We start from the raw sequence: 22,703 nt of genomic DNA, 5'->3' as shown, positions 1-22,703 counted from the left end.
TGTGGACATATGGCAGGCATATGTCCAACATGGTTCAGTTCTTGGACGGAATGCGAGCGACCATGCGAAGCGAGGTCGTGAGTTCTTCCATCTGCAACCATGGGCGCATCCACGCCACCGCGTTATAGGCACCCGGTTTGCCTGGCACTTCCTGAACGGTAACCTTTGCCTCACGCAGAGGATATTTGGCACGGCTCTCCTCGCCCGCCTGCTCGTTGGCATTAACGTAATTCGAAATCCAGCGATTGAGCCAGACTTCACAATCGGAAGCTTCCATGAAGGAGCCGATCTTGTCGCGACCCATGACCTTGAGATAATGGGCGAAACGAGAGGTCGCCATGATATAGGGCAGGCGAGCCGACACGGCGGCATTGGCAGTTGCCTCCGGCCTGTCGTAAAGCTTCGGCTTATGCGCCGTCTGGGCGCCAAAGAACACGGCATAATCGGTGTTCTTGTAGTGGCAGAGCGGCAGGAAGCCGAGCTTGCCGAGTTCGGCATCGCGACGGTCGGTGATGCCGACTTCGGTCGGGCATTTGAGGTCCAGATCGCCGTCGTCACTCGAGAACACATGCATGGGCAGATTTTCAACCTTGCCGCCATTTTCCGCGCCACGGATCGCCGTACACCAGCCATGCTTGGCAAAGGCATCGGTCAGCTTCGTCCCCATGACGTAAGCGGCGTTCATCCAGCAATATTCGTCGTGTTTCAGATCGCCATTCGGCGCTCCTCTTGTTTCGTCGTAGTTAAACTCATCAACCGGGTTGGTCTTTGGGTCATAGGGCATGCGCGCCAGCACGCGGGGCAGGGCGAGCGTCACGAAGCGGGAATCGTCGCTTTCACGGAAGCTGCGCCATTTGGCATATTCCACCGTGTCGAAAATCTTTTCGAGATCACGTGGACGCGAGAGATCGCGATAATCCTCGAAGCCGAACATTCGCGGGCTCGCGGCCGAGATGAAGGGTGCGAACGCCGCAGCCGCAATGGCGGACACACCTTGGAGCGTTTGGACATCATCAAAGGAGTTGTCAAACTCGTAGTCACCGATGATGGCGCCGATCGGCTCGCCGCCCGGCGTACCGAACTCGTCTTCATAGATCGATTTGAAGAGGCGCGACTGATCGAACTCCACTGCCTTTTCCAGGTCCCGCGAGATTTCCCGTTTACCGGCATTCATCACGCGGATCTTGAGGTTAACGCTCGTCTCGGAATTCTTGACGAGGTAATTCAGCCCGCGCCAAGTCCCCTCCAGTTTGGCGAATTCCGGTGCCTGCATGATTGCCGCTAATTGCTCCGAAATTGTTTTGTCGAGTTCGGCAATCGCGTGATTTAGCGTAACCGTCAGATTGCGGTCGTATTTGACCGTTCCCTTCAAGGCTTGGTCGGTCAGTGTGCGCAGCAGATTTTGCGCGCGGTCCGGTTCTGTTTGCCTGGTGGCGGCAACGACTTTGGACAGCAGTCCGTGGTCTTCGGCGGTTGTGGCCTGTGTTTCGTTTTTCAGCAGGCTTTCGGCGCTCATATCTCAATCCTTCCACTTGCGGCCGGTGCCGCAGCTTGAACCGTTCAAATCCCCGGTCGTGGGGCTGTTCGAAAATTTTGATGGCGCGCGATTACTCGGCAGCACCGTTCTTTTCCTTCAGTTCCGAAATCAGCTTTGCCAGGTCTGTCTTGTTCTGCAGGATGTCTTCCAGCATGCGCTCAAGATCTTCGGAGCGATCAGCCTTTGACAGGAGATCGCGAAGTTCGTTTCTGGCATCCAGAAGCGCCTTTAGTGCCGGCACCTGTTGAACAACGGAGCCGGGTTCGAAGTCTTCCATGCTTTCGAACTTCAGATTGACCTGAATGTCGCTACCATCCTTCTCCAATGTGTTGGGGACCGAGATATTCAGGCCGGGCGTCATGCGACGCATCACCTCGTCGAAGTTATCCCGATCGACCTGGACGAACTTGCGCTCGCCAAAAGGTTTGAGTGGCTGAGTGGGATTGCCCGAAAAGTCGCCGAGGACACCCACGACGAAGGGCAACTCCTTGACCACCATGGCGCCTTCCGTTTCCACCTCATATTTGATGTGGACGCGCGGCTTACGAACTCGCTCCAGCTTTTCATGAACACTTGCCATCTAGACCTCCTTCATGCGTATCCGCATGGTTGATTGAGAAGAGCACAGCATCTGTACCCGGTTCATCGGTTCCCATTGCTCTCGCCGCCAGGCTTGATGCCTGCTGCGGTGAGGACAGCATTGCGGGCCTGAGCTTCGGGAAGAAGTTCGGCGAGCAGTTCTGAAAAATCCATGCGCCCCCTGCGAACCAATGTCTCGATTGCCAACGAGATCGGTGAATGCGGTTCAGTTCGACGGAAATAACGCGCAACCAGAAGAAGAGTTTCAAACGCCTCATCGCGAGAATCGATGCCCTCTGGGTTGAGCGAAGGCGAGGGGCGTGTTGCGACGGGGGTGGATGCATCATCGTTGATTGCCGGGGGCTCCGTCCCATGGATCTGGGTTTGATCTGCATCGCGGCCACCAAGAGCACGGATAGCGGCTGCCGCCTCGATCAGCACATTGCGGATATTAGAGCTTGGCGGCGCGTACTGACCACAACGCTCCGTCAAAAGCCCCATCAACCGGTCAAAGACCGAAAGGCAGCCATTCACCTCCGCGAGATGGGCCGTCATCGCGGCGCTCCCTGCTTCCGTGGCGGCCCGATAAAGCTCTTCTTTAAGCGCCGTTTCATTTGGTCGCTGAGCAAGCTGAAAGTCCCACAGGCTGTTTTCGCCAAACTTTTTTCCCGGAACGAGGGACGTGAGCCGCAACGGTTGAACGAGTGAGCCCTCGCTCCCGATACCGTTTAATCCGGCAAAGGGAGCAAACTTGTCTTCCTCGCTATCGTCGTCGATCGAATAAATATTTTCCCAATGGTTGTGAAAAATATGCTCGCATATCTCGTAAACCCGACGCAAACCAGCGAAGCCCTCGAGCCTCAGCTTTGCTTCCATCAGCCACGCCAATATTTCAACATCACGGCTTTCGGAATATATAATCTGCAATCCAAGATTGTTGACGTTCTCCCAGTTGCTGGAAACTTTCAGAGCCTCCTGGGGAGATAAACTGCGTTCTTCTGCCCGAGCTTGGTTTCTTTCATCCTTAATCTTGTAATATAGTTCACGAGTTCTCGCATTGATGCGAATATTTTCTCCGCAATCTCCCGAAAGTGCTACAGTATATATGCCAGATCTCGCGTCCAAATCCAGTTTTTCCTCTATTAAATGTAATAGTTTTGTGAAGCCTACTTCCGTAGCGTGAGGATATTCACCAATCAGACCTATGACAGACTTCTGGAAAATGTGTCCAAATTGCGGCATTCGCATTTTAAGCTGCGAAATAAAAAAACAACTTCTGGCTAGACAAGCCGGTTTCATCATCTTAATTGTACTACGCAACGTTGTGGATTGACCAAGGGCAGGAGGCTCTTCGCATGTCGCATATCGATCTCAATCGCCTCATTGGAGCGCTTGAGCCTGAACTGCGCGTAGCCTTAGAAGCTGCTGCCTCGGTCGCAGTGCGAATGGGTCACCGTTACGTCGATGTTCCTCACTGGCTGAAATCGGTTGTAGAATCTGAGAAGTTTGTTGGTGTCCTCGACGAGTTGAGCATTCCGCGTCAGCGTTTTCTCGCAGAGATCGATCGTAGTCTTGAGGACGCCGTTTTCGGCAGTGGAGAGGATCTCTCGCTGTCGCAGAACGTGCTCGCAGCTGGTCGAGAAGCTTGGCTGCTAGCGTCGCTTGAGGCTGGCCGTAAACACGTCGTGCTGGCCGATCTTCTTTTGGCGCTCGACGAGGAGGAATCGCTTAGAACCCTCGTTCGGTCCACTTTGCCATCTTTAAAAAGCATGGATCGCAACGCTCTTCAGAGACTGCGGAGCGTTGAGGATGACGCTCACACAGGCAAGGCAGAGCTGTTTGAGGGCGGTAAGGTGCGCTCTGCCGAGCAGAACGAGTTCTTACGTCTCTATACCCAGGACATGACCGCTGACGCACGAGTTGGCCGGATTGATCCGGTAATCGGGCGAGATGATGAGCTGCGCCAGATTGTGGATATCCTCACGCGGCGCAGGCAGAACAATCCCATCCTTGTTGGCGAGGCGGGCGTTGGAAAGACGGCTGTGGCGGAAGCCCTCGCACTTGAGATCGTTTCCGGCAATGTCCCCGAAAAGCTGAAGAACGTCAGGCTGCTGACGCTTGATCTTTCGCTCCTTCAGGCAGGGGCGGGCGTCAAAGGCGAATTTGAGCGTCGGCTACACGGCGTGATCGACGCAGTCAAGAAATCGGTTGAGCCCATCATCCTATTCATCGACGAAGCGCATGGGCTCATTGGCGCCGGCGGTGCTGCAGGACAAGGCGATGCAGCCAATATTCTCAAGCCCGCGCTTGCGCGTGGAGAGGTTAGAACGATTGCAGCTACTACGTGGAGCGAATTCAAGAAGTATTTCGAGAAAGACGCTGCCTTGACCCGGCGTTTCCAACCCGTGCATGTTCGCGAGCCGGATGAAGCGACAGCCATCCGCATGTTGAGAGGTGTGGCGGACACCTTCGTCAAACATCATGACGTGATTGTTCGAGACGATGCGATCGTTGCGGCGGTGCAGCTCTCAGCGCGGTATCTGCCTGCGCGTCAACTTCCCGACAAGGCGGTCAGCCTGCTGGATACGGCTGCAGCGGCGGTGTCTCTCGCCCGGCAAACCTTGCCGGAAAAGCTGCGCGCCCTAACAAGCGAGCGGAGCCTTCTCATGATTGAGCTGGATTGGTTGAAGCGTGAACCAACCAGTCATGAATTGGCTGCGCGTATGGTAGCGATAGAGGAGACGATCGATTCTCTTGGGCGGCAAATCGACGAATTGCAGGCGCGCTATGATCTTGAGATGCGGGAACTCCTTGCATCGGAAGAAACAGATGAGAAGCTGACCCAGTCGAACGTTGCGCCTCTACGGCTTGCCGCTTCGAAGTCCGAGGCCGATAAACTTGTCCCCACCGTGGTCGACCGTGAGGTCATAGCATCGGTGGTATCGCGCTGGACCGGCATCCCACTTGGCAAGTTGCTTGCAGACCAGATCGAAAGTGCGCGAACACTCGATGATCGGATCAAGCAGCGGGTGATCGGGCAAGACGCGGCAATCAATCGAATTGCCGACGCTATGCGTGCTGCGCGCGCAGGATTATCCGATCCACGACGTCCCCCTGCGGTTTTCTTCCTGGTCGGCATGTCCGGTACCGGCAAGACGGAGACAGCTTTGTCACTGGCCGATCTCCTCTACGGCGGCAGCAACCACCTCACGACCATCAACATGTCTGAGTTCAAAGAAGAGCACAAAGTCTCGCTGCTCCTCGGCTCGCCTCCTGGCTATGTGGGATATGGTGAGGGAGGTGTGCTGACAGAGGCCGTGAGACGTCGTCCTTTTGGCGTTCTTCTGCTCGACGAAATCGACAAGGCGCATCCGGGTGTTCAGGATATCTTCTACCAGGTCTTCGACAAAGGTGTTCTTCGAGACGGCGAAGGCCGCGATGTAGATTTCAAGAACACCACCATCGTTTTGACCGCCAACACCGGATCGGAATTGTTGTCGGCACTTGCGGCGGATCCTGAGACGATGCCCGAAGGCGAGGCGCTGGAAGCGCTGTTGATGCCGGAACTGATGAAGCAGTTCAAGCCTGCCTTCCTTGGTCGCACGATCATTCTGCCGTTCATGCCCTTGGGGGCCGAACAGCTCTCAAGGATTGTCGACATTCAGATCGAAAAAATCCGCGATCGGGTCAGGGCGACCTACGGCGCGGAGTTGTCGCTCTCCGATGCGGCGCGGGCGGCATTGGTCAACAAAGCGGGCTCCAGCGACATCGGAGCACGCGCAATCGAGATCATGATGGGCAAGGATCTCCTGCCACCCCTTTCCAGCTTCTTCCTTGAGAGGGTTGTTGCCGGTGACAAGGTAGGCATGGTCACTGTCGATTTTGACGGTACGCGGTTCGGCGTTCATGCCGAAGCGGCTGAGAAAACGGGCGATTTCGCTTCGGCAGATGCTGCCGGGGTGGATGAAGTTGTCGCATCCAAAGGGGCAACCCGGCGTGTGCGGCGTCAAGTTGAAAGGTAACAGGGCCTCGGAGCAAGAGGTCGTTTCAAACAGGAGCTTACAGCATGCCAATTTATCTGCAGTTGGACGGTATTCAGGGTGATGCGACTCATCAGGAACATCGCAAGTGGATGGATATCGAAGCCATCCACTGGAATGTGACGCGAAACATGAACACCGCTGCGGGCTCTGCAGCAAACCGAGAAGCATCCGAGCCCACCATTTCGGAAGTCATTCTCACGAAGGTCAGCGACTCCTCCTCCACCAAGCTGTTTCAGGAAGCATGCGCTGGCCGCCAGGGTAAAACTGCTACCATCCATTTGGTAACGACTGGAGATCCCGGCAATACCTATATCCAGTATCTCCTCACCAATACGCTGATCGCCAGCTATTCGGTCGACTCCAGCGGTGACCGTCCCGTAGAGACGATCAAGCTGAATTTCACGAAGATCGAAGTGAAGTATACGCCTGCAGATGAGAACAACTCGCCGCAGTCTCCAATGATCGCCTCTTACGATCTGGCAACGACCAAGGCCGCCTGAGGAAACTGATCCGGTGCCCTCCATGGGCACCGGATTACCTGTCCAGGCTGCGCGGGCCGACAGCGTTCAACGCTAACGGAGCCGCGTAAATCGGTTGTTTCGTCAACGAGGGAGGCGTGTTGAATGCCCAATTTTTCCGTTTCTACAGATAATTTTATCGTCCGTCCGGTCCGGCAGGATGAGGTCGTAGCACCTCAAAAAATGGGTAGGGGACCAGATCTCTCCTATATGAGCCTCCCAGATGGCCCTAGGCAGTTCAATCAGCGAGCCGCGGTTGGCGGCGCAGTTGCTGCCGTGGCCAGTCAGGCTGTTGCTGCTCTGAACGAAGGTGCGATTTCCGTGTGGTTGCGGAAGTGGATACGGGCCAATGAAGCAAAGATCAGCCAGGCTCTCCTTCAGCATGGGCACAGCGCATTCGCCCTTCAAGTGAACTATGCTGTTGCAAACTCTTTCGGCAATCAGATGTTCTTGTCGAGGGATATATATCTTCTTGGCACCGCGCCCTCGGCAAAGGAGATTGGTACCATTCTCACCTCGGACGTAATGTTTGGGCCCAAAGCGGATGCCATTCCAAACTACGCGACAAAATTCAAATACGCTTATCTCGTCGGAGAGCGTCGCTGACGAACACGAACGCAAATGAAAGAGCAGATGCGAAAGCAGTTGCCGGCAGTAGAAGCACGGTAGAGCCGCCTTGCTTCACGAAAAGCGATAGTGAAAGCCACAGTCCATGCGCGTCGCTTCTCATTTTATTGATTGCGGAGAGAGACCATGACCGACCAACCCTCATCGTCTGACTTCATCCAGGCGAGCCGCGTTCTGAAGGTCAAGTCGCCGCTGGGCGAGGATCAGCTTCTGCCCGAGCGTATGGTGATACAGGAGAGCGTGTCGCAACTCTTCGAGATCAACCTCAGCGTCCGCGCCAAGAAGGAAGCGGTGAAGCCTGAGGAATTGATCGGTCGGCTAGTCGATGTCTCTGTAGAGGTGAGCCAGGGCGATGGCGGAGACGGCAGCGGTGTACGACGACCGTTCAACGGGTTGGTGACGGAACTGCATGAAGGCCCGCCCATCACCCGCGGCCTGCGCTCCTACGCCATGACCATCCGCCCGCAAATGTGGTTGCTCTCGCGCCGCTCCGACTGCCGCATCTGGATGGACAAGACGGTGGTAGAAATTGCCGAGACGCTGTTTTCCGAGCACGGCATTCCTGCACCCGACACATCCGGCATCATCACGCCGCCGCCACCGCAGCACTACAGCGTTCAATGGAACGAAACGGACCTCGATTACCTCCTGCGCCGTTTCGAGGAGGATGGACTGTTCTACTGGTTTAGCCATGAGGATGGCTCCCACAAGCTGCATGTGGCCGATAGCGCCAATGGTTGGCTTGGACCATCTCCGTCCGCCCAAGGTGAAGGCAGGGTCAGGCTGGCGCAGGGCTCGTCGGACCGCAACCACATCAATGACTGGGCGCGCCGCTTCTCCTATGTGCCGGGCCAGCGGGCAGGGGCGGACTGGAACTTCGAGACACCCTCCATGGTGCCGGGCACCATGACGCCATCATTGGTGCAGATGCCGGATGCGACCAAGCGCGAGCTTTACGAGTATCCCTCTCGCATCAAGACGGTAGCAGAAGCAGAACGCGCTCAGAAGCTTCGAACCCAGGCCATCGAAGCCGACCATGACCGCGTCTTCGGCGCATCCACCTCCCGCATCCTCGAAGCTGGACGGCGCTTTACGCCTTATGAAGTAGCCCATCCCGAGCATGAGTATGAAGAGCATGTGATCATCAAGGCGACCCACACCATCGTCGATCGCTCCTATGAGACAAACGGCAACGAGCCTGAATACCGCAACAGCTTTGAGGCCATCCCGTCGCGCGTGCCGCTGACCCCGCACCGGACGACCAAGCGCCCACGGATCGAGGGCACACAGGTGGCGATCGTTGCAGGCCCGGAGGAAGAAGAAATCCACCCGGACCAATATGGCCGCATCAAGCTGTGGTTCCCATGGGACCGAAAGGCGAAGAAGGATGGGACAGATACGTGCTGGGTGCGTGTTAGCCAGGCTTGGGGCGGCGGCACTTGGGGTGCACAGGTCATCCCCCGCATCGGCATGGAGGTGATGGTTGCCTTCGTCGATGGCGACCCTGATCGCCCGCTGGTGACGGGCGTGGTCAACAATCCCGCCAACTCCGTGCCTTACGACCTGCCCGCCAACAAGACCCGCATGGTGCTGCGCTCCAACACGCACAAGGGCCAAGGCTTCAACGAAATCACCTTCGAGGACGAGGCGGGCAAAGAGAACCAGTTCTTCCATGCCCAGAAGGATCAGACCACTCGTGTTCTGAACGACCGCACCAAGCGCATCGACCGGCATGAGGTCGCTTCCATCGGTGGCAACAGGGCGGTGGAGGTTTCGGGCAACCAGAAGCACGAGATTGGTGGATCGGTAAACACCGTCGTTGGTGGCACAGGGCCGATGGCGATGATGGCTATGGCGGGTGTGCAGGCGCTGTCCGGGCAGACGGCGGCGTTACTCAGTCAGGCGGCGCAGATAGCGGGTGGCGGTGGTCCGGGTGTTGCGGCCTTTGCCACCACAATTGCTTCATCGGCACTTGGCTTTCTTGGCGCTGGTGGCCTGTCTTCGCGAGAAGGAGTCGTATCGGGGCCAAGCCCAAGGGCCGACGCAGGTACCGCTCTTGCCGGGTCAGGCACAGGCGTCGGCAGCGATGCTTCAGGCCTGTTCCCGCTGCCGGGCATTATGAACACGATCATCGGGGCGTTTCAGTCCACGTCCGTTGGCGTTGCAAAGGCTGAGCAGATTGGCGTCAGCAAGGTGACCAACATCGGCCAGACCGAAGTCCGGCAGGTCGGAAAGCAGCAAAACCTGAGCATAGGCAATGAGCAATATGTCGAGGTTGGAAAGGGCCAGTACACGCGCGTCGGTGAGAAGATTACCGTCAATGTCGGCAAGCTCTACAATCTTGTGTCCGAGGAAAAGTATCACGGTGAAGCAAAGATCTGGGAGATATTCGGGGATGACGAAATTAGGCTTTCCACGCCGGGCGGGTACATCTCTCTCACGAAAAGCGGCATCAAACTCTTCGCGCTGAAGATCGATATCGAAGGCAACCAGATCAACTTCAAGAAAGGCGGACCGGGTGAAGCTCCCTCTTGCTTACGAAATATGACGGCAACTTCAACTCCGTTTGTTGGTTAGTCACGATGGCTGATTTGTCTAAACTTCAAGAGGTTTTGCAGCGGTCGCAAAGGCCATTGTTTGCAGTCCTTGATGGTGCACAATTTCCCGATCTTCCAACAACGCTGTCTGATGGAGATCTATTTCATCGATCTCTCTACCGCGCGTCCTCGCGAGGTGGCCAAGATCAAGACCGGTGCGCCCCGCAATTGGTGTGGCTTGACCGAGGGCTTCATGCAGCTTCCCAAACAGTGAAGAGGCCAATTAGACAAGCCTCACTGGATCGGCTGATCGACTTGATCAAAGGTAAGCACGCTTGCGTTTTTTGGGAATGCGCAGCTGGTGGTGAGAAGCTTTATCACCATTTGAGAAAAATCAACGTAGTGCTGTTTCCAAGACATGCACAAGTGGATCAAGGCAAAAGCTATGAGGTCGATCCACGCCCCAACGCGGATGAATCCGTAGCCCTGCACGGTCACCTGAAGAGGGTCATCCTGCGCCATAGTGACCCTAACGTAATGGCTCAAATTATACCCACACTCAGCCAAGGTCAGTATCTTCGTCTTCTTGGCCCAGCAGACGCGATCATCTTCCAACCGGATGAGGAGTGGGGCGACAGTATAATGCGAGCCAGCCGCAAGGGTGATGCCGCGTCTGCGCCTAGGGGTTTTCTGACTTTCAACATGAGAAATATTGATGAAATTGAGCATCAACGTCGGGAAGCAGTCGTGGGCAAACGCGTGGCTTACCTGCGGAAGGTTGCGCCGGATTTTACCGTTACAAAGAGTGACAACGAATTGCGCGACCTTGTGCGGCGGCAGGATACTGAAGCGGAGGAACTTGGATTGAGGCTAGAGTACTCTCGGAAACTATGGGCGTTCATGATGTTGATTTCTGATGAGAAAAGCGGTCAGGCGCCTGAGGTGCGAGCCTATATTCGATCTGGTCCAGATACTCCTGACCAAAATTTTGCAGTGCTATTTAATAAGACGAAGAGCGTTGTTCGCGTCCATAGGAGAGCTGACTGATGCCTCCCTTGTTGGCAGTTGGAGGCGGGCTCGCGCTCGCTGGTGGAGGAACGGCCGCAGCAGGCGGAGCGACTATTTCCGCAGGCACCGCCGCATGGTTACTCGGAGGGGCCGTAGTAACGACAGGAGCAATCGTCTATGGCGATGACATCGTTAACGGCGTCAGCGGAGCAATGTCAAATGCCCAGTCGGAAGCTCAGTCAGAGGATCAGGCAGTACCTGCAACTCGAACCGTAACTTGCGCTCGCTGCGCCCAAAATCCCTGCGCTTATCTTGCCTGTGGAGTTCCTGGCAGCGCCTACCGCGGCGGAGCTCACGGCTGCATGACTGATACTCCCGAGACGGTGGGAGATGGACTAGACAGCCACCATATGCCAGCAGATTCAAAATCACCTTTGCCCAGACCTGTGGGGCCAGCGATACAAATGGATCCGGTTGATCATCGCCTCACCGCTTCGTATGGTGGCCGCGTTCATGGACCAAGCTACGCGCTGCAACGCGGCCTTCTTTCGCGCGGCCAGACCTACGCTGCCTTCATGGCTGACGTCGTTGACGCCCGTAGAGTGGCAACGTTGCAGGGCGACCCAACAAAATACGACTCGGCCATAGCGCAGGCGACGGCGTATGCCGAGTGCCTTAAACGAAACGGAATAATGAAATAGGAACGGATCATGATTACGGCAGGGGATGATTGGAAGATTTTTCCACGCGAAGGACTGGGTCAGCTCAAATTTGGTATGTCTCCAGCGGAGGTTGACCATTGGTCGAAAACTTATGGCGCGATTGCGGGTCGCGGTAGCGACCGGGCTTCTGACAAACTTTTGAAAGACACGTTAGAGCAATTTGGCGGAGCAATGAGCGACGAAGAGAAGCAGGCTTTCATAGCCGCATATGCTCAGGTTGGCCCATCTTCGGATAGCGTCACGGAAACTCGGGGCAACCCGGGCCTTATTCTCAGATATGAAGCTGAGCGCTTAGTCGAGATAATGCCCGCTATTGGGCAGCGACCTATATTTCTTGATGGAGTCGACTTGCTAGCAGTGGGAGCGCTGGAGGCTTTGGCGGTGCTGGAGCGTCTTAACGGCAGACCGGGCAGGTATGCCAACACGGAAGCTGCATTCGATGAGCTTGCCATTTCGACTGATGGCTTCTGCGTTACAGAAAAGGCCGCAGGTGTGCGAACGCTTAGCGACGGTGATGAGCGTTTCCAGGGCCGTACTGTAATCTTGCGCGAGAAGCCATATCTCCCCGAGGAAGAGATGGAGCGATTTATCGTTCACTCAGTTTTGGAGTAGTAAGGCATGTCGAAATATTTGGCCAAGCAGAGAGGCCCTGACAAAATCGCTACCACTAGGCTCATACTTCGGCGGCCTGTTCTGAGCGACGCTGAAAGACTTTACGTCATGCTTACGGATCCGGAGCTTTTCCGTTACAGCCCCGTCCCGTTCACTGGCACATTGACTGACGTCAATCACATAATCGTTGAGTGGGACGAGAGCTGGGACAAGGGCCTGATTACTTACGTCGTCGCACGAAAAGAAGTAGTGGATGAGCCTATCGGATTCGTGAACATCGGCCCAGACGAAGAACTTGGCGGCGCTTTAATGCCTGATTTTTCAGGCCAGGGTTTCTCAGAAGAGATCATGCGCGGGCTGATTTCTGAGCTTGGTCTAACAAAAGCATGGACACTGATCGACGCGAAGGTGGCGCCTTTAATCCGTCTGCTTGAAAAGGTCGACTTTCACGTCGAAAGAATGCTGCCGCATCACAGAATACATCCGCTTGTTTCGTCAGAACGGCGAGACTGTGTTCTCATGCGACAGAACGGCCGGGGAAGATGAATGATGTGAAGGCGGTGGTGACGTAGATTCGAGATTGAATGAGTATGCAGGTGAAAAAGAGGTATTCATAATGGTTGGCCGCTCAGTTTCCCTTAAGGGCCATATGCATGTTTGTCCAATGGTCGATCCTGGGCCAAAACCGCATGTTGGAGGACCTGTTGTCTCTAGTCAGCAAAGCTTCGTTACAGTCGAGGGAGTGCCGATTGCCACTGTCGGAGACAGTTTACTGTGCACGGGCGTGCCAACAACCTCTGATAAAATCACGGAGGGTTCTTCGGTGGCAAACATTGAAGGAAAAAAGATTGCTCGACTTGGTGACTCCTGCGCTCACGGAGGAAAATTAGTGCAGGGTGTTTCCTGGCTGACGTTTGAGTAGAAGCGATTATCTTTACCTACGCCGCGGTCTGTGAGCAAAAGCATATTACCTTACTTCACCTGCGAATGTGGCTGCTCTCGCGCCGCTCCGACTGCCGTATCTGGATGGACAAGACGGTGGTTGAGATTGCCGAGACGCTGTTTTCCGAACACGGGATTCCTGCACCCGACACATCCGGCATCATCCCACCGCCGCCACCGCAGCATTACAGCGTTCAATGGAACGAAACGGACCTCGATTATCTCCTGCGCCGTTTCGAGGAGGATGGACTGTTCTACTGGTTTAGCCATGAGGATGGCTCCCACAAGCTGCATGTGGCCGATAGCGCCAATGGTTGGCTTGGACCATCTCCGTCCGCCCAAGGTGAAGGCAGGGTCAGGCTGGCGCAGGGCTCGTCGGACCGCAACCACATCAATGACTGGGCGCGCCGCTTCTCCTATGTGCCGGGCCAGCGGGCAGGGGCGGACTGGAACTTCGAGACACCCTCCATGGTGCCGGGCACCATGACGCCATCATTGGTGCAGATGCCGGATGCGACCAAGCGCGAGCTTTACGAGTATCCCTCTCGCATCAAGACGGTAGCAGAAGCAGAACGCGCTCAGAAGCTTCGAACCCAGGCCATCGAAGCCGACCATGACCGCGTCTTCGGCGCATCCACCTCCCGCATCCTCGAAGCTGGACGGCGCTTTACGCCTTATGAAGTAGCCCATCCCGAGCATGAGTATGAAGAGCATGTGATCATCAAGGCGACCCACACCATCGTCGATCGCTCCTATGAGACAAACGGCAACGAGCCTGAATACCGCAACAGCTTTGAGGCCATCCCGTCGCGCGTGCCGCTGACCCCGCACCGGACGACCAAGCGCCCACGGATCGAGGGCACACAGGTGGCGATCGTTGCAGGCCCGGAGGAAGAAGAAATCCACCCGGACCAATATGGCCGCATCAAGCTGTGGTTCCCATGGGACCGAAAGGCGAAGAAGGATGGGACAGATACGTGCTGGGTGCGCGTGGCGCAGAACTGGGCAGGTTCAAGCTGGGGCGGACAGATTATCCCGCGCATCGGCATGGAGGTAATGGTTGCGTTTGTCGATGGCGACCCGGACCGGCCTCTGGTGACGGGAGTGGTGCCGAATGCGAAGCAAGTGGTTCCTTATGAGCTGCCAGCCAACAAGACGAAGAGCACCTTTAGGACTCAAACACATAAGGGGGTTGGCTTTAACGAATTGTCCTTTGAAGACGAAAGCGGGCTCGAAGAAGTATTTTTGCATGCACAGAAAGATTTGACTTTGAAAGTACGAAACCACGCGACTGAGAGGGTGGATGCAAACAAAATCACTTCAGTTGGTGGAGCGTCGCTGACGGAGGTCCAGTCTAGTCAAATGACACACATCGGTCAAAACGCAACATTAAATATAGGAACGGGTATAGGAGGTGGTGTCGTGCGCGGTCCGCTTGCCAATAGTTCTTTTGGTGTTCGCGATGCAGCATACTTCCTTGCAAAAACAATGCCCGCAATGAGCGGTAGTGGTAACTATACAATCAATGCATCCGGGGCGGTTTCGATAAACGCGCTTGGCGCCTCAACATTGACCGTAGGTGGGGCCAATATCGTGACAGTCGGTGGTCTCCATACTGTTAATGTTGGCGGAGCGATCTATGAGAGCGCTGTGGCCACTTCGAGTGAGGTTGTCGGCGGAAAGAAAATTATCGACGCTCACGAAGAGATACTTCTTCGCTGCGGAAAATCGGAAATGCGCATGCTACCTGACGGAACTGTTAAGCTCAAAGGCGTAAATTTCATCGTAGAGGAAGAAAGTTCGGTGAAGATGACAGCAAATCGCATTGACCTAAATTGAGAAATCGCCGGTAGGTAGGGATTTTATGAAGAAACTCAGCCTGACCATCTTTTTTGCTTTGTCTTTACCTTGCGCATACTGCGCAGCGGAGGAGTCAGAATTGCGTACTCGGTTAATTATCCATGTGGACGAGCCACTAAAAAAAGAGGGAGGGGCGGTAGTCGTCTCTGGACGCCAAATTTCCGATGACGAATGGCGCGCTATTGAAACGGAGGCGGGCAACAAAGATGGTGCTGAAAAGGAGTTCCATGTGCGGGTCTCCTCCCCCGCTTCAGTTATAGATTTCGTCTATCCCGCGAGTGGAACGTATAGCTTCAAGTTTCAATCTCTTCCCGGCGACAATTCGGGAGCTTTAGAAACCAAGCAAATATTGATAGGGAGCGCTGAAGTCACCGACCCCGAAACGAAACAGGCGGTAAATTGGCCATCCATGAGCGTAATACATGTGCGTGGCCCAACGTACGATGAGGCGTGGGCGCGTCTGCTTTCTTCGAATTTTGATTTGGCGTTTACGAGCGAAGATAGGACAGCTGTTTCTATCAAACGATTCCCAGCAGGTCGTGTATTGTCCCTGTCGGCGACTGCAATTCAGGACTATGTAAGGGACACCAAATGAGCCAATTGCTTTTGGTAACGCGGTCCTTCCACCCTGATAGGAATTTCGGGATGGGTGGGCTTGGATTTCACGGCGACTCAAGAGGGTTTTCGTCAAGTTTGAGTGTAACCTCGAGAATTACCCATGAAGTTACAATAGACTTGAAAGCCGCCAAATTGACACGCGAACGCTGCTTCTCGGATCCATCATCCAATGAAGTCATACCTCGAGTGCTTGAAGGACGAGGCGACCGTGGTGTTGAGATTATCGCAAGGGATGAACTTGCCGACAGAGGGGTGGATATACCTCAAATGGAGTGGAGGACACGGCGCGACGTACTGCCAAAGATGGAAAATGACTATTCCCAACCCAGAAAACACCCGCGCAAAAACACCACAGGTAATATTTTCACCCTACAGAGAAGATGGTGATCAAAGTGTGAATGGTCGCTTGTCTTACGCAGGAAAAAATTTCGCTTTCTATGGTGCCGATACGGACCTTGGGCACTGGGTTCTCGGTGGTGACGTGTCCGATGGAGGCTCTGACACACGCGGCGGGAGTTGGAAAGTCTGGGAACGTTGGAACGGGGCGGTGCCGGATCTCGATGTTACGCATGAGTTTAGCCTCAGGATCAACAGAACAGAGAAAAAGATATACATTTCTTCTGCAATTTCGGGAGATGGCTTCCCGAACTGTGAAAGCTTTCTGGTTGATTCCTCCAAAAACGTGCTTTTTCTAGGTTCGCATATACGCATTGGGACAGCTGCAACACAACTTCCAGGAGGGGGTGCTTTGCCGATGACTCGAACCCTCCTTACAGTCGACTGGTCTCCTGGAGACTTGTTTGGAGCGAATGTCACTATCGACCTCGCGAACGACTATACTGGAAATGGTTCGCCACAACAGATCATTGCGTCTGGAAGTACTGGGCGAACTGCATGGAATGCTGCGCATACATCACGCGATGCAAGTGGCGACTGGATTAGGAGTATCGAAGATCACGTTCCAATACCCCGTCAAACACTTAGAAAACTTGGTGAACAGATACGTCGAGCATTCTAGTAATACTATGACGTATCCGGATTTTAGAAGTAAAAAAGTATTTTTCGGTGAAGCATCAGTCGGAATTATGGGATGATCGAAGTTTGTGAACTCTCCACCGGCTTTATCCGGTGGAGAGTTCACAAAGACATATCTACTCTTTTATTGCGGTAGTATTTTGGACTATGATGGATTTTTGCTTAGAATTACTTGCGTATTTACAGAAAAATGTTCGCTCATTTGGTGAGCGTACTGTATGCGATGATGGTTCTCATGCGGAACTGGTTAGAATCCGAGAGCGATCGAGATTGAGGTCGTTGCACATTGGTTGGAACTGAAAAGGGAGGATTCCAATGCCAGAGGCTCACCGCCGAGCCGACGTCGGCTCCGGTCATTCTTGTCACTTCCCTCCAACGCTTGCTAAGGGCGGAAGTCCAAATGTGTTTGTTAACAACAAGCCGTTGATGCGGGTGGGCGACGCTTACGTTCCGCACGGTTGTCCGGTTTGTCCTGAACCCGCTCACGGCCGCAAACTCGCCGCCGGGTCATCGACAGTTTTTGTCAATGGCAAACCCGCAGGTCGTATCGGTGATGCAATTGATTGCGGTGGGCAAGCGCAAACCGGGTCGCCTAATGTCTTTATCGGTGATGATAGCAGCTCTGATTCTAGCGGTCCGGGTGGAACGGATTGCCAGAAGAGTATGGCATCCCAATCCATGCCAATGGTGCGAGGATAAGCGATGCAAACCGCTGCTACTGACGAGCTTGAATCGTCTTCAATCGGACAGGCCTTGCTGAGCGCGGTTTCCGAACTCGTTTGTGACCCAAGCAAGCGTGTTTACGCTGTTGTGGATGGATCTCTGTTTGATGATCTTCCACGTTCGTTGAAGCAGATTGACGTGTCGCACAGACCCCTCTATCGCTATGCAGGTGGTGATTATTCCATCATCCTTGGTGGCCCTTGGTTCGTAGACCCTCGCCAGCCCGCTATTCTAAGCTTAGAGTCCGCATCATTCTTGAATGATGAGAGTGAAGTATCGGATGATGAGTTAGCGACGAGATCTGCCGCGCTCTCGGAGCAAATGGTCTTATTGTTGAATGCTGGTGATGCTACCGGCGGCGGGATGCTACCAGTCAACGAAGAGGATCCGTCGCTCGCGACCGCACGTCTTCGCAAACTTTTGGAATTGAGTAAAGGCAAGCCAGCGCCTGTCTTCTGGTGCGGTGATCAAACCTTATCCGCCGAGCGACTTTACCGGCATCTGCGCGGTCTCAACAGGATAGTCGTCCCAAAAGATTGGAGAGATAGTTCGGTTTCCATTGAAGGGCCGCGCGTCAGCAATGAAATTGAATCTGCCGCCGCTGGCGAGGGCGAGCCCACTCGCTGCGACGAGGTTGCACATAGCGAGATGGTCATATTCCGCCATGCTGATGCCAACGTCATGATGCAAACTATCCCAGCGTTGAACGAGGCTCAGGTCGCCCGGCTCTTCGGGCCAGGTTTGACTATCATCTTTGCGCCAGATGAAGTTTGGGGCGGGGGAATCAAGAGAGCTCGTAGGGGTAGTGATATCGCGGCGCCGCGAGGTCTTCTCACGCTCGATCGCGATGCTATGTCTGCCATGAGTGCGTCTCGACTGGACGTTTCCCGGAAGCGGATCATGACCTATCTCCGCAGTGCCGATCCTGAAAATAATAATCTTTCTGACGCTGAGTTGCGCAGGAAGGTATTGTTCTACGAAGCCCAGGGACAAAAGCTTGGACTTCGCTCCGAGCGAGCCCATGGGCAATGGGCATTTCTCATGTCGTCTTCGAATGAGGCGATCGGTGAGGAAGAGGAGATCAAATCCGCTTTAAAGTCCTCTCGTGATGCAGATCAAACTCTGAATCAGATCATGGAGGCCATGGTAAAAATTGGGCAGTCTGAAATCCAAGGTAAACGTGTATTGGAGGGGGGCTAATGGCTCTTCCTTTAGCGATTCCGGTTGCCGTTGGTTTAGGTCGTCTTGCGATGATCGGCTACCGCGCCTATCAGGGCTACAGGGCGGTGCGTGCCGCGCAGGCCGTCACCACCGCAGCGGAAGCTGCGCTCGCTGCTGAACGAGCAAGGAAAGCAGCACAACTTGCGCAAGCAGCTGCACTGGCAAACCAGCTTGCCCAAACAAGGACGCGTGACGAACCCTGTGACGATTGCCCGTGTGAGCGAACCGTCACGATCTCGCGTGCTGCATCACCGCAAGCTGCTCAACACATCGTTGATGCACAAGCCGCTGGCAAACCGAACGTGTTAACACTCGATAGACCTGGAACCGATGCAAGACGTGCTGCGTCCTTGCGTGGCATCCCGACCAAGCCTGGCATGGATCGGGATGAATATCCACCCGCAACCTTTGCAGAAGGCGGTGCCGGTGCTAGCGTGAGGGATATTCCTCGTAGCGACAATCGAAGCGCAGGGGGGCAATTGGGGGCGCAACTCGCGGGTGTTCCTGAAGGATGTAAGATTACAATGGTAGTGGGTCCCTAATGATCGCTGAATTTCCGTTGACTGTTCTCTACACGCAAGTTGTCGTTCACCTCGCCGATCTGCCGCGGCCTGGCTTGCTCTGGGATGATGAGCATGTCAACCAAGGGTTTGCGTGGGCCGAGGGCATTGTCAGTTTTGGTGTTCCTGACCATGACGGCCAATGCTTTCTTAGGATAGATCTGACCGAGACGTTTGAACTCGACCCAGAAGCTGAGTGGGCGGTTCAGACTCCATTTGAGGTAACGCGGCCCTTAAAAGTGGGGACGATTGCTAACATGCATGATGTTGTGGTGCCCAACGGTCTCTATAATGTTGTTTTTCAAGCGCTTCCCGGAAGCCAAGCACCATTAGAGGGGATGGCTTACTTGCTTTCGATAACCTTCGTACCGACCAGCAATCCATCATTTGAAATTTTAAAACAGGGTTTGGAGTTGGCGACGGACAAAGTCCTACGTCGGGACGCTCGACAGGCATAAAAGCGCGGGCTCCGGATAGTTCAACAGTAGAGACTGATCGGTCGGCTGGTCGATGTCTCTGTGGAGGTGAGCCAGGGCGATGGCGAAGAGGGCAGCGGTATCCGACGACCGTTCAACGGCCTGGTGACGGAACTGCATGAAGGCCCGCCCATCACCCGTGGCCTTCGCTCCTATGCCATGACCATTCGCCCACAGATGTGGCTGCTCTCGCGTCGCTCCGACTGCCGCATCTGGATGGACAAGACGGTGGTGGAAATTGCTGAAACGCTATTTTCCGAACACGGCATTCCAGCACCCGACACATCCGGCATCATCACCCCTCCGCCACCGCAGCACTACAGCGTTCAATGGAATGAAACGGACCTCGACTACCTCCTGCGACGCTTCGAGGAGGATGGCCTCTTCTATTGGTTTTCCCATGAGGACGGCTCCCACAAGCTGCATGTTGCCGATAGCGCCAATGGTTGGCTTGGACCATCCCCTTCCGCTCAAGGCGAGGGCAGGGTAAGGCTGGCGCAGGGCTCGTCGGACCGCAACCACATCAATGATTGGGCCCGCCGCTTCTCTTATGTACCGGGTCAGCGGGCAGGTGCTGACTGGAACTTCGAGACACCCTCCATGGTGCCGGGCACCATGACGCCGTCACTGGTGCAGATGCCGGATGCGACGAAGCGCGAGCTTTACGAGTATCCGTCCCGCATCAAGACGGTGGCAGAAGCGCATCGGCATGGAGGTAATGGTTGCGTTTGTCGATGGCGACCCGGATCGACCGCTTGTCATCGGCGTGGTCAACAACCCTGCCAACTCGGTGCCTTACGATCTGCCCGCCAACAAGACGCGCATGGTGCTGCGTTCCAACACCCACAAGGGCCAGGGCTTCAACGAAATCACCTTTGAGGATGAGGCTGGCAAGGAGAACCAGTTCTTCCACGCCCAGAAGGACCAGACGACGCGAGTTCTCAACGACCGCACCAAGCGCATCGACCGTCACGAGGTGGCCTCCATTGGCGGCAACCGCGCGCTTGGTCACGGTGCTAGAGTCCTTCAACCGTCAAGGAGTAGCGGCGTGAGAGAGACAGTTTCGATCAACGGCCTTACGCTTTGCCACAAACACTCCGACGGATGGGTGCGCTCCACCCTCCCTGACGTATGCAAAAGCCCAGACAAGCCCTTGCCCTATGCGAATGTCGCCTATTCGCGCGACCTTGCCAAAGGCACGGTGACCGTCTTTTCGCACGGCGGTGCGATGAACGGCGTAAAAGGTTCGGAATTCTATCGCTCCTTTGGCGACGAGCCGGGGGTTGGCGGCGGAGTGATCTCCGGCGTCAACCTGCACCGCGCCACGTTCCTGTCCTGGTCGCCCAACGTTTTCATTGGAGGGCCGTAACGTCACACGTCTGACTGATCGCATGCTGCTGAACAAAGGTAACACAATCTCGGCGGGCGGGTATTTCACCGGACCTGTGCGAGATGAAAAAAATCGAGAACTTCTGGACCAGATTTGCAAAGCGGCCTGTGAGTGCCAAAAGGCTGGAACAATGAATGGCCGTTGCGTCGCCGATAAGATGCGCCAATGGGCAGGTAACAACAACCGCAACATTGAAGCAGAGGTCGCTTGGGACCTGAATGATGGCCAGTGGACGATGCGCCGGCGCCCGGATGGTTCTATGATGCATGGCGGCGGCAAACGTCCGATCGACTTTATCGATCTCGATAACAATACAGGCACGGAGTACAACGGACCTGGAGATCGAATGCGAGGCCGACAAAGCCGAAATATTGATGAAATTACAAAACAGCACGACATGACCCGTGAGGACGTGAACTTCAAAAATGATTGCGATTGCTCAGGCGGAGGGGGAAGCGCGCCGGCTCCGGCGCCTGCTGCTTCACCGGCTAAGGAGCCAGCTTCGCTAGTGAGTGATCCGATGCGCTGGGCCCAAGAAAATCCGTGGAAGGCTGGGGGGGTGTGGTCGCTGGCGTCGCGACGGGTGGCGCAGTCTACTACGGTGGTGCAGCCCTTGCTGCGCTTCTCGGTGGCGGAGCGCTTATAACTGCTGCAGCCCATTAAATACTAGTTGCAGATCAAATAGCGTCAATGAGGCGAAAGCAATAATGACAGACGAAAGAGCGCTTACAGCAGATGCCCGCGACTGGAGTTTTTTAGACAGCGTCGGCATCGCATCCGATCGTGGTGTTCCCATGCTGCGGTTCGGACACTACATCGATTTTGCGTTACAAAAGGCAACCAGCCTAGAAATGCGCGAAGCCATGGCGGACGTCATCCTCGAGTACAGACAAATATTCAATGACAAGCTGACCCACTATATTCCGCATAATGGACGCAAGCTGAGTACTTTGCGTGGCGTCGATTATGACAGCTATATTAGGGAGCTTGCACGCAAGCCGGACGATGTGAAGAATGATGATGGTTTCGAAGCCACATTGTTCGGGTACCCCTACGGAGGCGATCTCGACGATCCCACCATCTATTATGCCGAAGCTATCGGAGAAACCGAAACCCGAGAGTTTTCAAGCATCAGCATTTATATGCCCGCCAGCTGGCCAGAATCAGTTGGTTATGAACACTATCGATCGCTCATCAGCAGCTGGTGCGAAAAGCTGAAACCCGCCTATGGCACGGCCGGTCTTTCGATCCTGTTCAATGAAGGACGGCAGGGACTTTCTGATCGTCTGCTGGCATTTCCAATTGCAAGACGGTTTCCTGGTCTTGATGTCCCGGAACATTCTCGTTGGTACGTTCGCATGAACCGTCTACGGATACGAGCTATTAGAACCATAAATTGGTTAACCTTTATTGACAACGGTTTGGTAAGCAAACTTGGGGGACAAGCGAAACTTATGGAAGATTTGGAAACGTCATGTCCCATTTACCCTTACAGCGGAGGAATTATTGTTCAGGCGGGTGAGAGACCGGAACTGGGCGATGTGAATAGGGGGGTGATACCGAAGGCGTATCGACACGTTTCTCGAATAATGCAGCCAATACGCTTTAACGAACACCAGCGTCCGTTGATCGACGCGCCACAGCCTCTAGATTCCTTGGAGGAGACAATCAATTGGGTCAAACGGTTCGATTGAT

Annotated in this window: 21 protein-coding genes and 1 pseudogene; 19 read left to right on the top strand and 3 right to left on the bottom strand. The window is 54.8% G+C overall.

Features of this window, described 5'->3' with window-relative positions; translation table 11 throughout:
• Positions 1–34 precede the first annotated feature (34 nt).
• The 3 genes from tssC to tssA all read right to left on the bottom strand — a co-directional run bounded on the left by tssC (position 35) and on the right by tssA (position 3,241).
• Positions 35–1,516 (bottom strand): type VI secretion system contractile sheath large subunit, encoded by a 1,482-nt coding sequence (gene tssC / locus QE435_RS00610; protein WP_349039820.1) that lies wholly within the window; start codon positions 1,514–1,516, stop codon positions 35–37.
• A gap of 91 nt (positions 1,517–1,607) precedes the next feature.
• Positions 1,608–2,117 carry a type VI secretion system contractile sheath small subunit gene (tssB, locus tag QE435_RS00605; protein ID WP_349039819.1) on the bottom strand — a complete coding sequence of 170 codons (510 nt, stop codon included), beginning with the start codon at positions 2,115–2,117 and terminating at the stop codon, positions 1,608–1,610.
• A gap of 62 nt (positions 2,118–2,179) precedes the next feature.
• On the bottom strand, positions 2,180–3,241 hold the full coding sequence (gene tssA, locus QE435_RS00600; protein ID WP_349041099.1) for a type VI secretion system protein TssA: 1,062 nt from the start codon (positions 3,239–3,241) through the stop codon (positions 2,180–2,182).
• 230 nt (positions 3,242–3,471) lie between these two features.
• Between tssA and tssH the strand changes: the two genes are divergently transcribed.
• The 19 genes and pseudogenes from tssH to QE435_RS00505 all read left to right on the top strand — a co-directional run bounded on the left by tssH (position 3,472) and on the right by QE435_RS00505 (position 22,702).
• Entirely contained in the window at positions 3,472–6,138 is a 2,667-nt protein-coding gene (gene tssH, locus QE435_RS00595; RefSeq protein ID WP_349039818.1) for a type VI secretion system ATPase TssH, read from the top strand.
• Positions 6,139–6,182: 44 nt separating this feature from the next.
• Positions 6,183–6,659 carry an Hcp family type VI secretion system effector gene (locus tag QE435_RS00590; protein ID WP_062426859.1) on the top strand — a complete coding sequence of 159 codons (477 nt, stop codon included), beginning with the start codon at positions 6,183–6,185 and terminating at the stop codon, positions 6,657–6,659.
• A 123-nt stretch (positions 6,660–6,782) separates the two neighbouring features.
• Positions 6,783–7,283, top strand: a complete 501-nt coding sequence (locus QE435_RS00585; protein WP_349039817.1) for a hypothetical protein — start codon at positions 6,783–6,785, stop codon at positions 7,281–7,283.
• 147 nt (positions 7,284–7,430) lie between these two features.
• Entirely contained in the window at positions 7,431–9,881 is a 2,451-nt protein-coding gene (gene tssI, locus QE435_RS00580; protein WP_349039816.1) for a type VI secretion system tip protein TssI/VgrG, read from the top strand.
• Positions 9,882–9,886: 5 nt separating this feature from the next.
• Positions 9,887–10,888 carry a DUF4123 domain-containing protein gene (locus tag QE435_RS00575; RefSeq protein WP_349039815.1) on the top strand — a complete coding sequence of 334 codons (1,002 nt, stop codon included), beginning with the start codon at positions 9,887–9,889 and terminating at the stop codon, positions 10,886–10,888.
• Positions 10,889–11,559: 671 nt separating this feature from the next.
• On the top strand, positions 11,560–12,183 hold the full coding sequence (locus tag QE435_RS00570) for a hypothetical protein (RefSeq protein WP_349039814.1): 624 nt from the start codon (positions 11,560–11,562) through the stop codon (positions 12,181–12,183).
• A 6-nt stretch (positions 12,184–12,189) separates the two neighbouring features.
• Positions 12,190–12,729, top strand: coding sequence for a GNAT family N-acetyltransferase (locus QE435_RS00565; RefSeq protein WP_349039813.1), 540 nt, complete (start codon positions 12,190–12,192; stop codon positions 12,727–12,729).
• A gap of 70 nt (positions 12,730–12,799) precedes the next feature.
• Positions 12,800–13,105, top strand: a complete 306-nt coding sequence (locus QE435_RS00560) for a PAAR domain-containing protein (protein ID WP_296106579.1) — start codon at positions 12,800–12,802, stop codon at positions 13,103–13,105.
• 104 nt (positions 13,106–13,209) lie between these two features.
• Positions 13,210–14,964: a type VI secretion system tip protein TssI/VgrG gene (tssI, locus tag QE435_RS00555; RefSeq protein ID WP_349039812.1), complete on the top strand. Its 1,755-nt coding sequence runs from the start codon at positions 13,210–13,212 to the stop codon at positions 14,962–14,964.
• 25 nt (positions 14,965–14,989) lie between these two features.
• Positions 14,990–15,580 (top strand): hypothetical protein, encoded by a 591-nt coding sequence (locus QE435_RS00550; RefSeq protein ID WP_349039811.1) that lies wholly within the window; start codon positions 14,990–14,992, stop codon positions 15,578–15,580.
• 333 nt (positions 15,581–15,913) lie between these two features.
• Entirely contained in the window at positions 15,914–16,621 is a 708-nt protein-coding gene (locus tag QE435_RS00545) for a hypothetical protein (protein ID WP_349039810.1), read from the top strand.
• Between the two features lie 332 nt (positions 16,622–16,953).
• Positions 16,954–17,337: a PAAR domain-containing protein gene (locus tag QE435_RS00540; protein ID WP_349039809.1), complete on the top strand. Its 384-nt coding sequence runs from the start codon at positions 16,954–16,956 to the stop codon at positions 17,335–17,337.
• Positions 17,338–17,340: 3 nt separating this feature from the next.
• Positions 17,341–18,561: a hypothetical protein gene (locus QE435_RS00535; RefSeq protein WP_349039808.1), complete on the top strand. Its 1,221-nt coding sequence runs from the start codon at positions 17,341–17,343 to the stop codon at positions 18,559–18,561.
• Entirely contained in the window at positions 18,561–19,124 is a 564-nt protein-coding gene (locus QE435_RS00530; RefSeq protein WP_349039807.1) for a NucA/NucB deoxyribonuclease domain-containing protein, read from the top strand. Before QE435_RS00535 ends, QE435_RS00530 begins: the two co-directional genes overlap by 1 nt.
• The gene (gene comJ / locus QE435_RS00525; protein ID WP_349039806.1) at positions 19,124–19,600 is read left to right on the top strand and encodes a competence protein ComJ; all 477 of its coding nucleotides are present in this window, start codon (positions 19,124–19,126) and stop codon (positions 19,598–19,600) included. The genes QE435_RS00530 and comJ overlap by 1 nt, the downstream gene beginning before the upstream one ends.
• A 33-nt stretch (positions 19,601–19,633) precedes the next feature.
• A pseudogene (locus QE435_RS00520) lies at positions 19,634–20,624 on the top strand (contractile injection system protein, VgrG/Pvc8 family); the annotation flags it as partial.
• 42 nt (positions 20,625–20,666) lie between these two features.
• On the top strand, positions 20,667–20,987 hold the full coding sequence (locus QE435_RS00515) for a PAAR-like domain-containing protein (protein WP_349041098.1): 321 nt from the start codon (positions 20,667–20,669) through the stop codon (positions 20,985–20,987).
• Between the two features lie 22 nt (positions 20,988–21,009).
• Entirely contained in the window at positions 21,010–21,654 is a 645-nt protein-coding gene (locus QE435_RS00510) for a hypothetical protein (RefSeq protein WP_349039805.1), read from the top strand.
• 61 nt (positions 21,655–21,715) lie between these two features.
• Positions 21,716–22,702: a type VI immunity family protein gene (locus QE435_RS00505; protein ID WP_349039804.1), complete on the top strand. Its 987-nt coding sequence runs from the start codon at positions 21,716–21,718 to the stop codon at positions 22,700–22,702.
• Position 22,703: the final 1 nt, after the last annotated feature.

This window comes from Agrobacterium sp. SORGH_AS 787, from assembly GCF_030819035.1.
In the GTDB taxonomy this organism is placed as follows: domain Bacteria; phylum Pseudomonadota; class Alphaproteobacteria; order Rhizobiales; family Rhizobiaceae; genus Agrobacterium; species Agrobacterium larrymoorei_B.
This window is presented reverse-complemented; position numbering and strand designations above follow the sequence as displayed.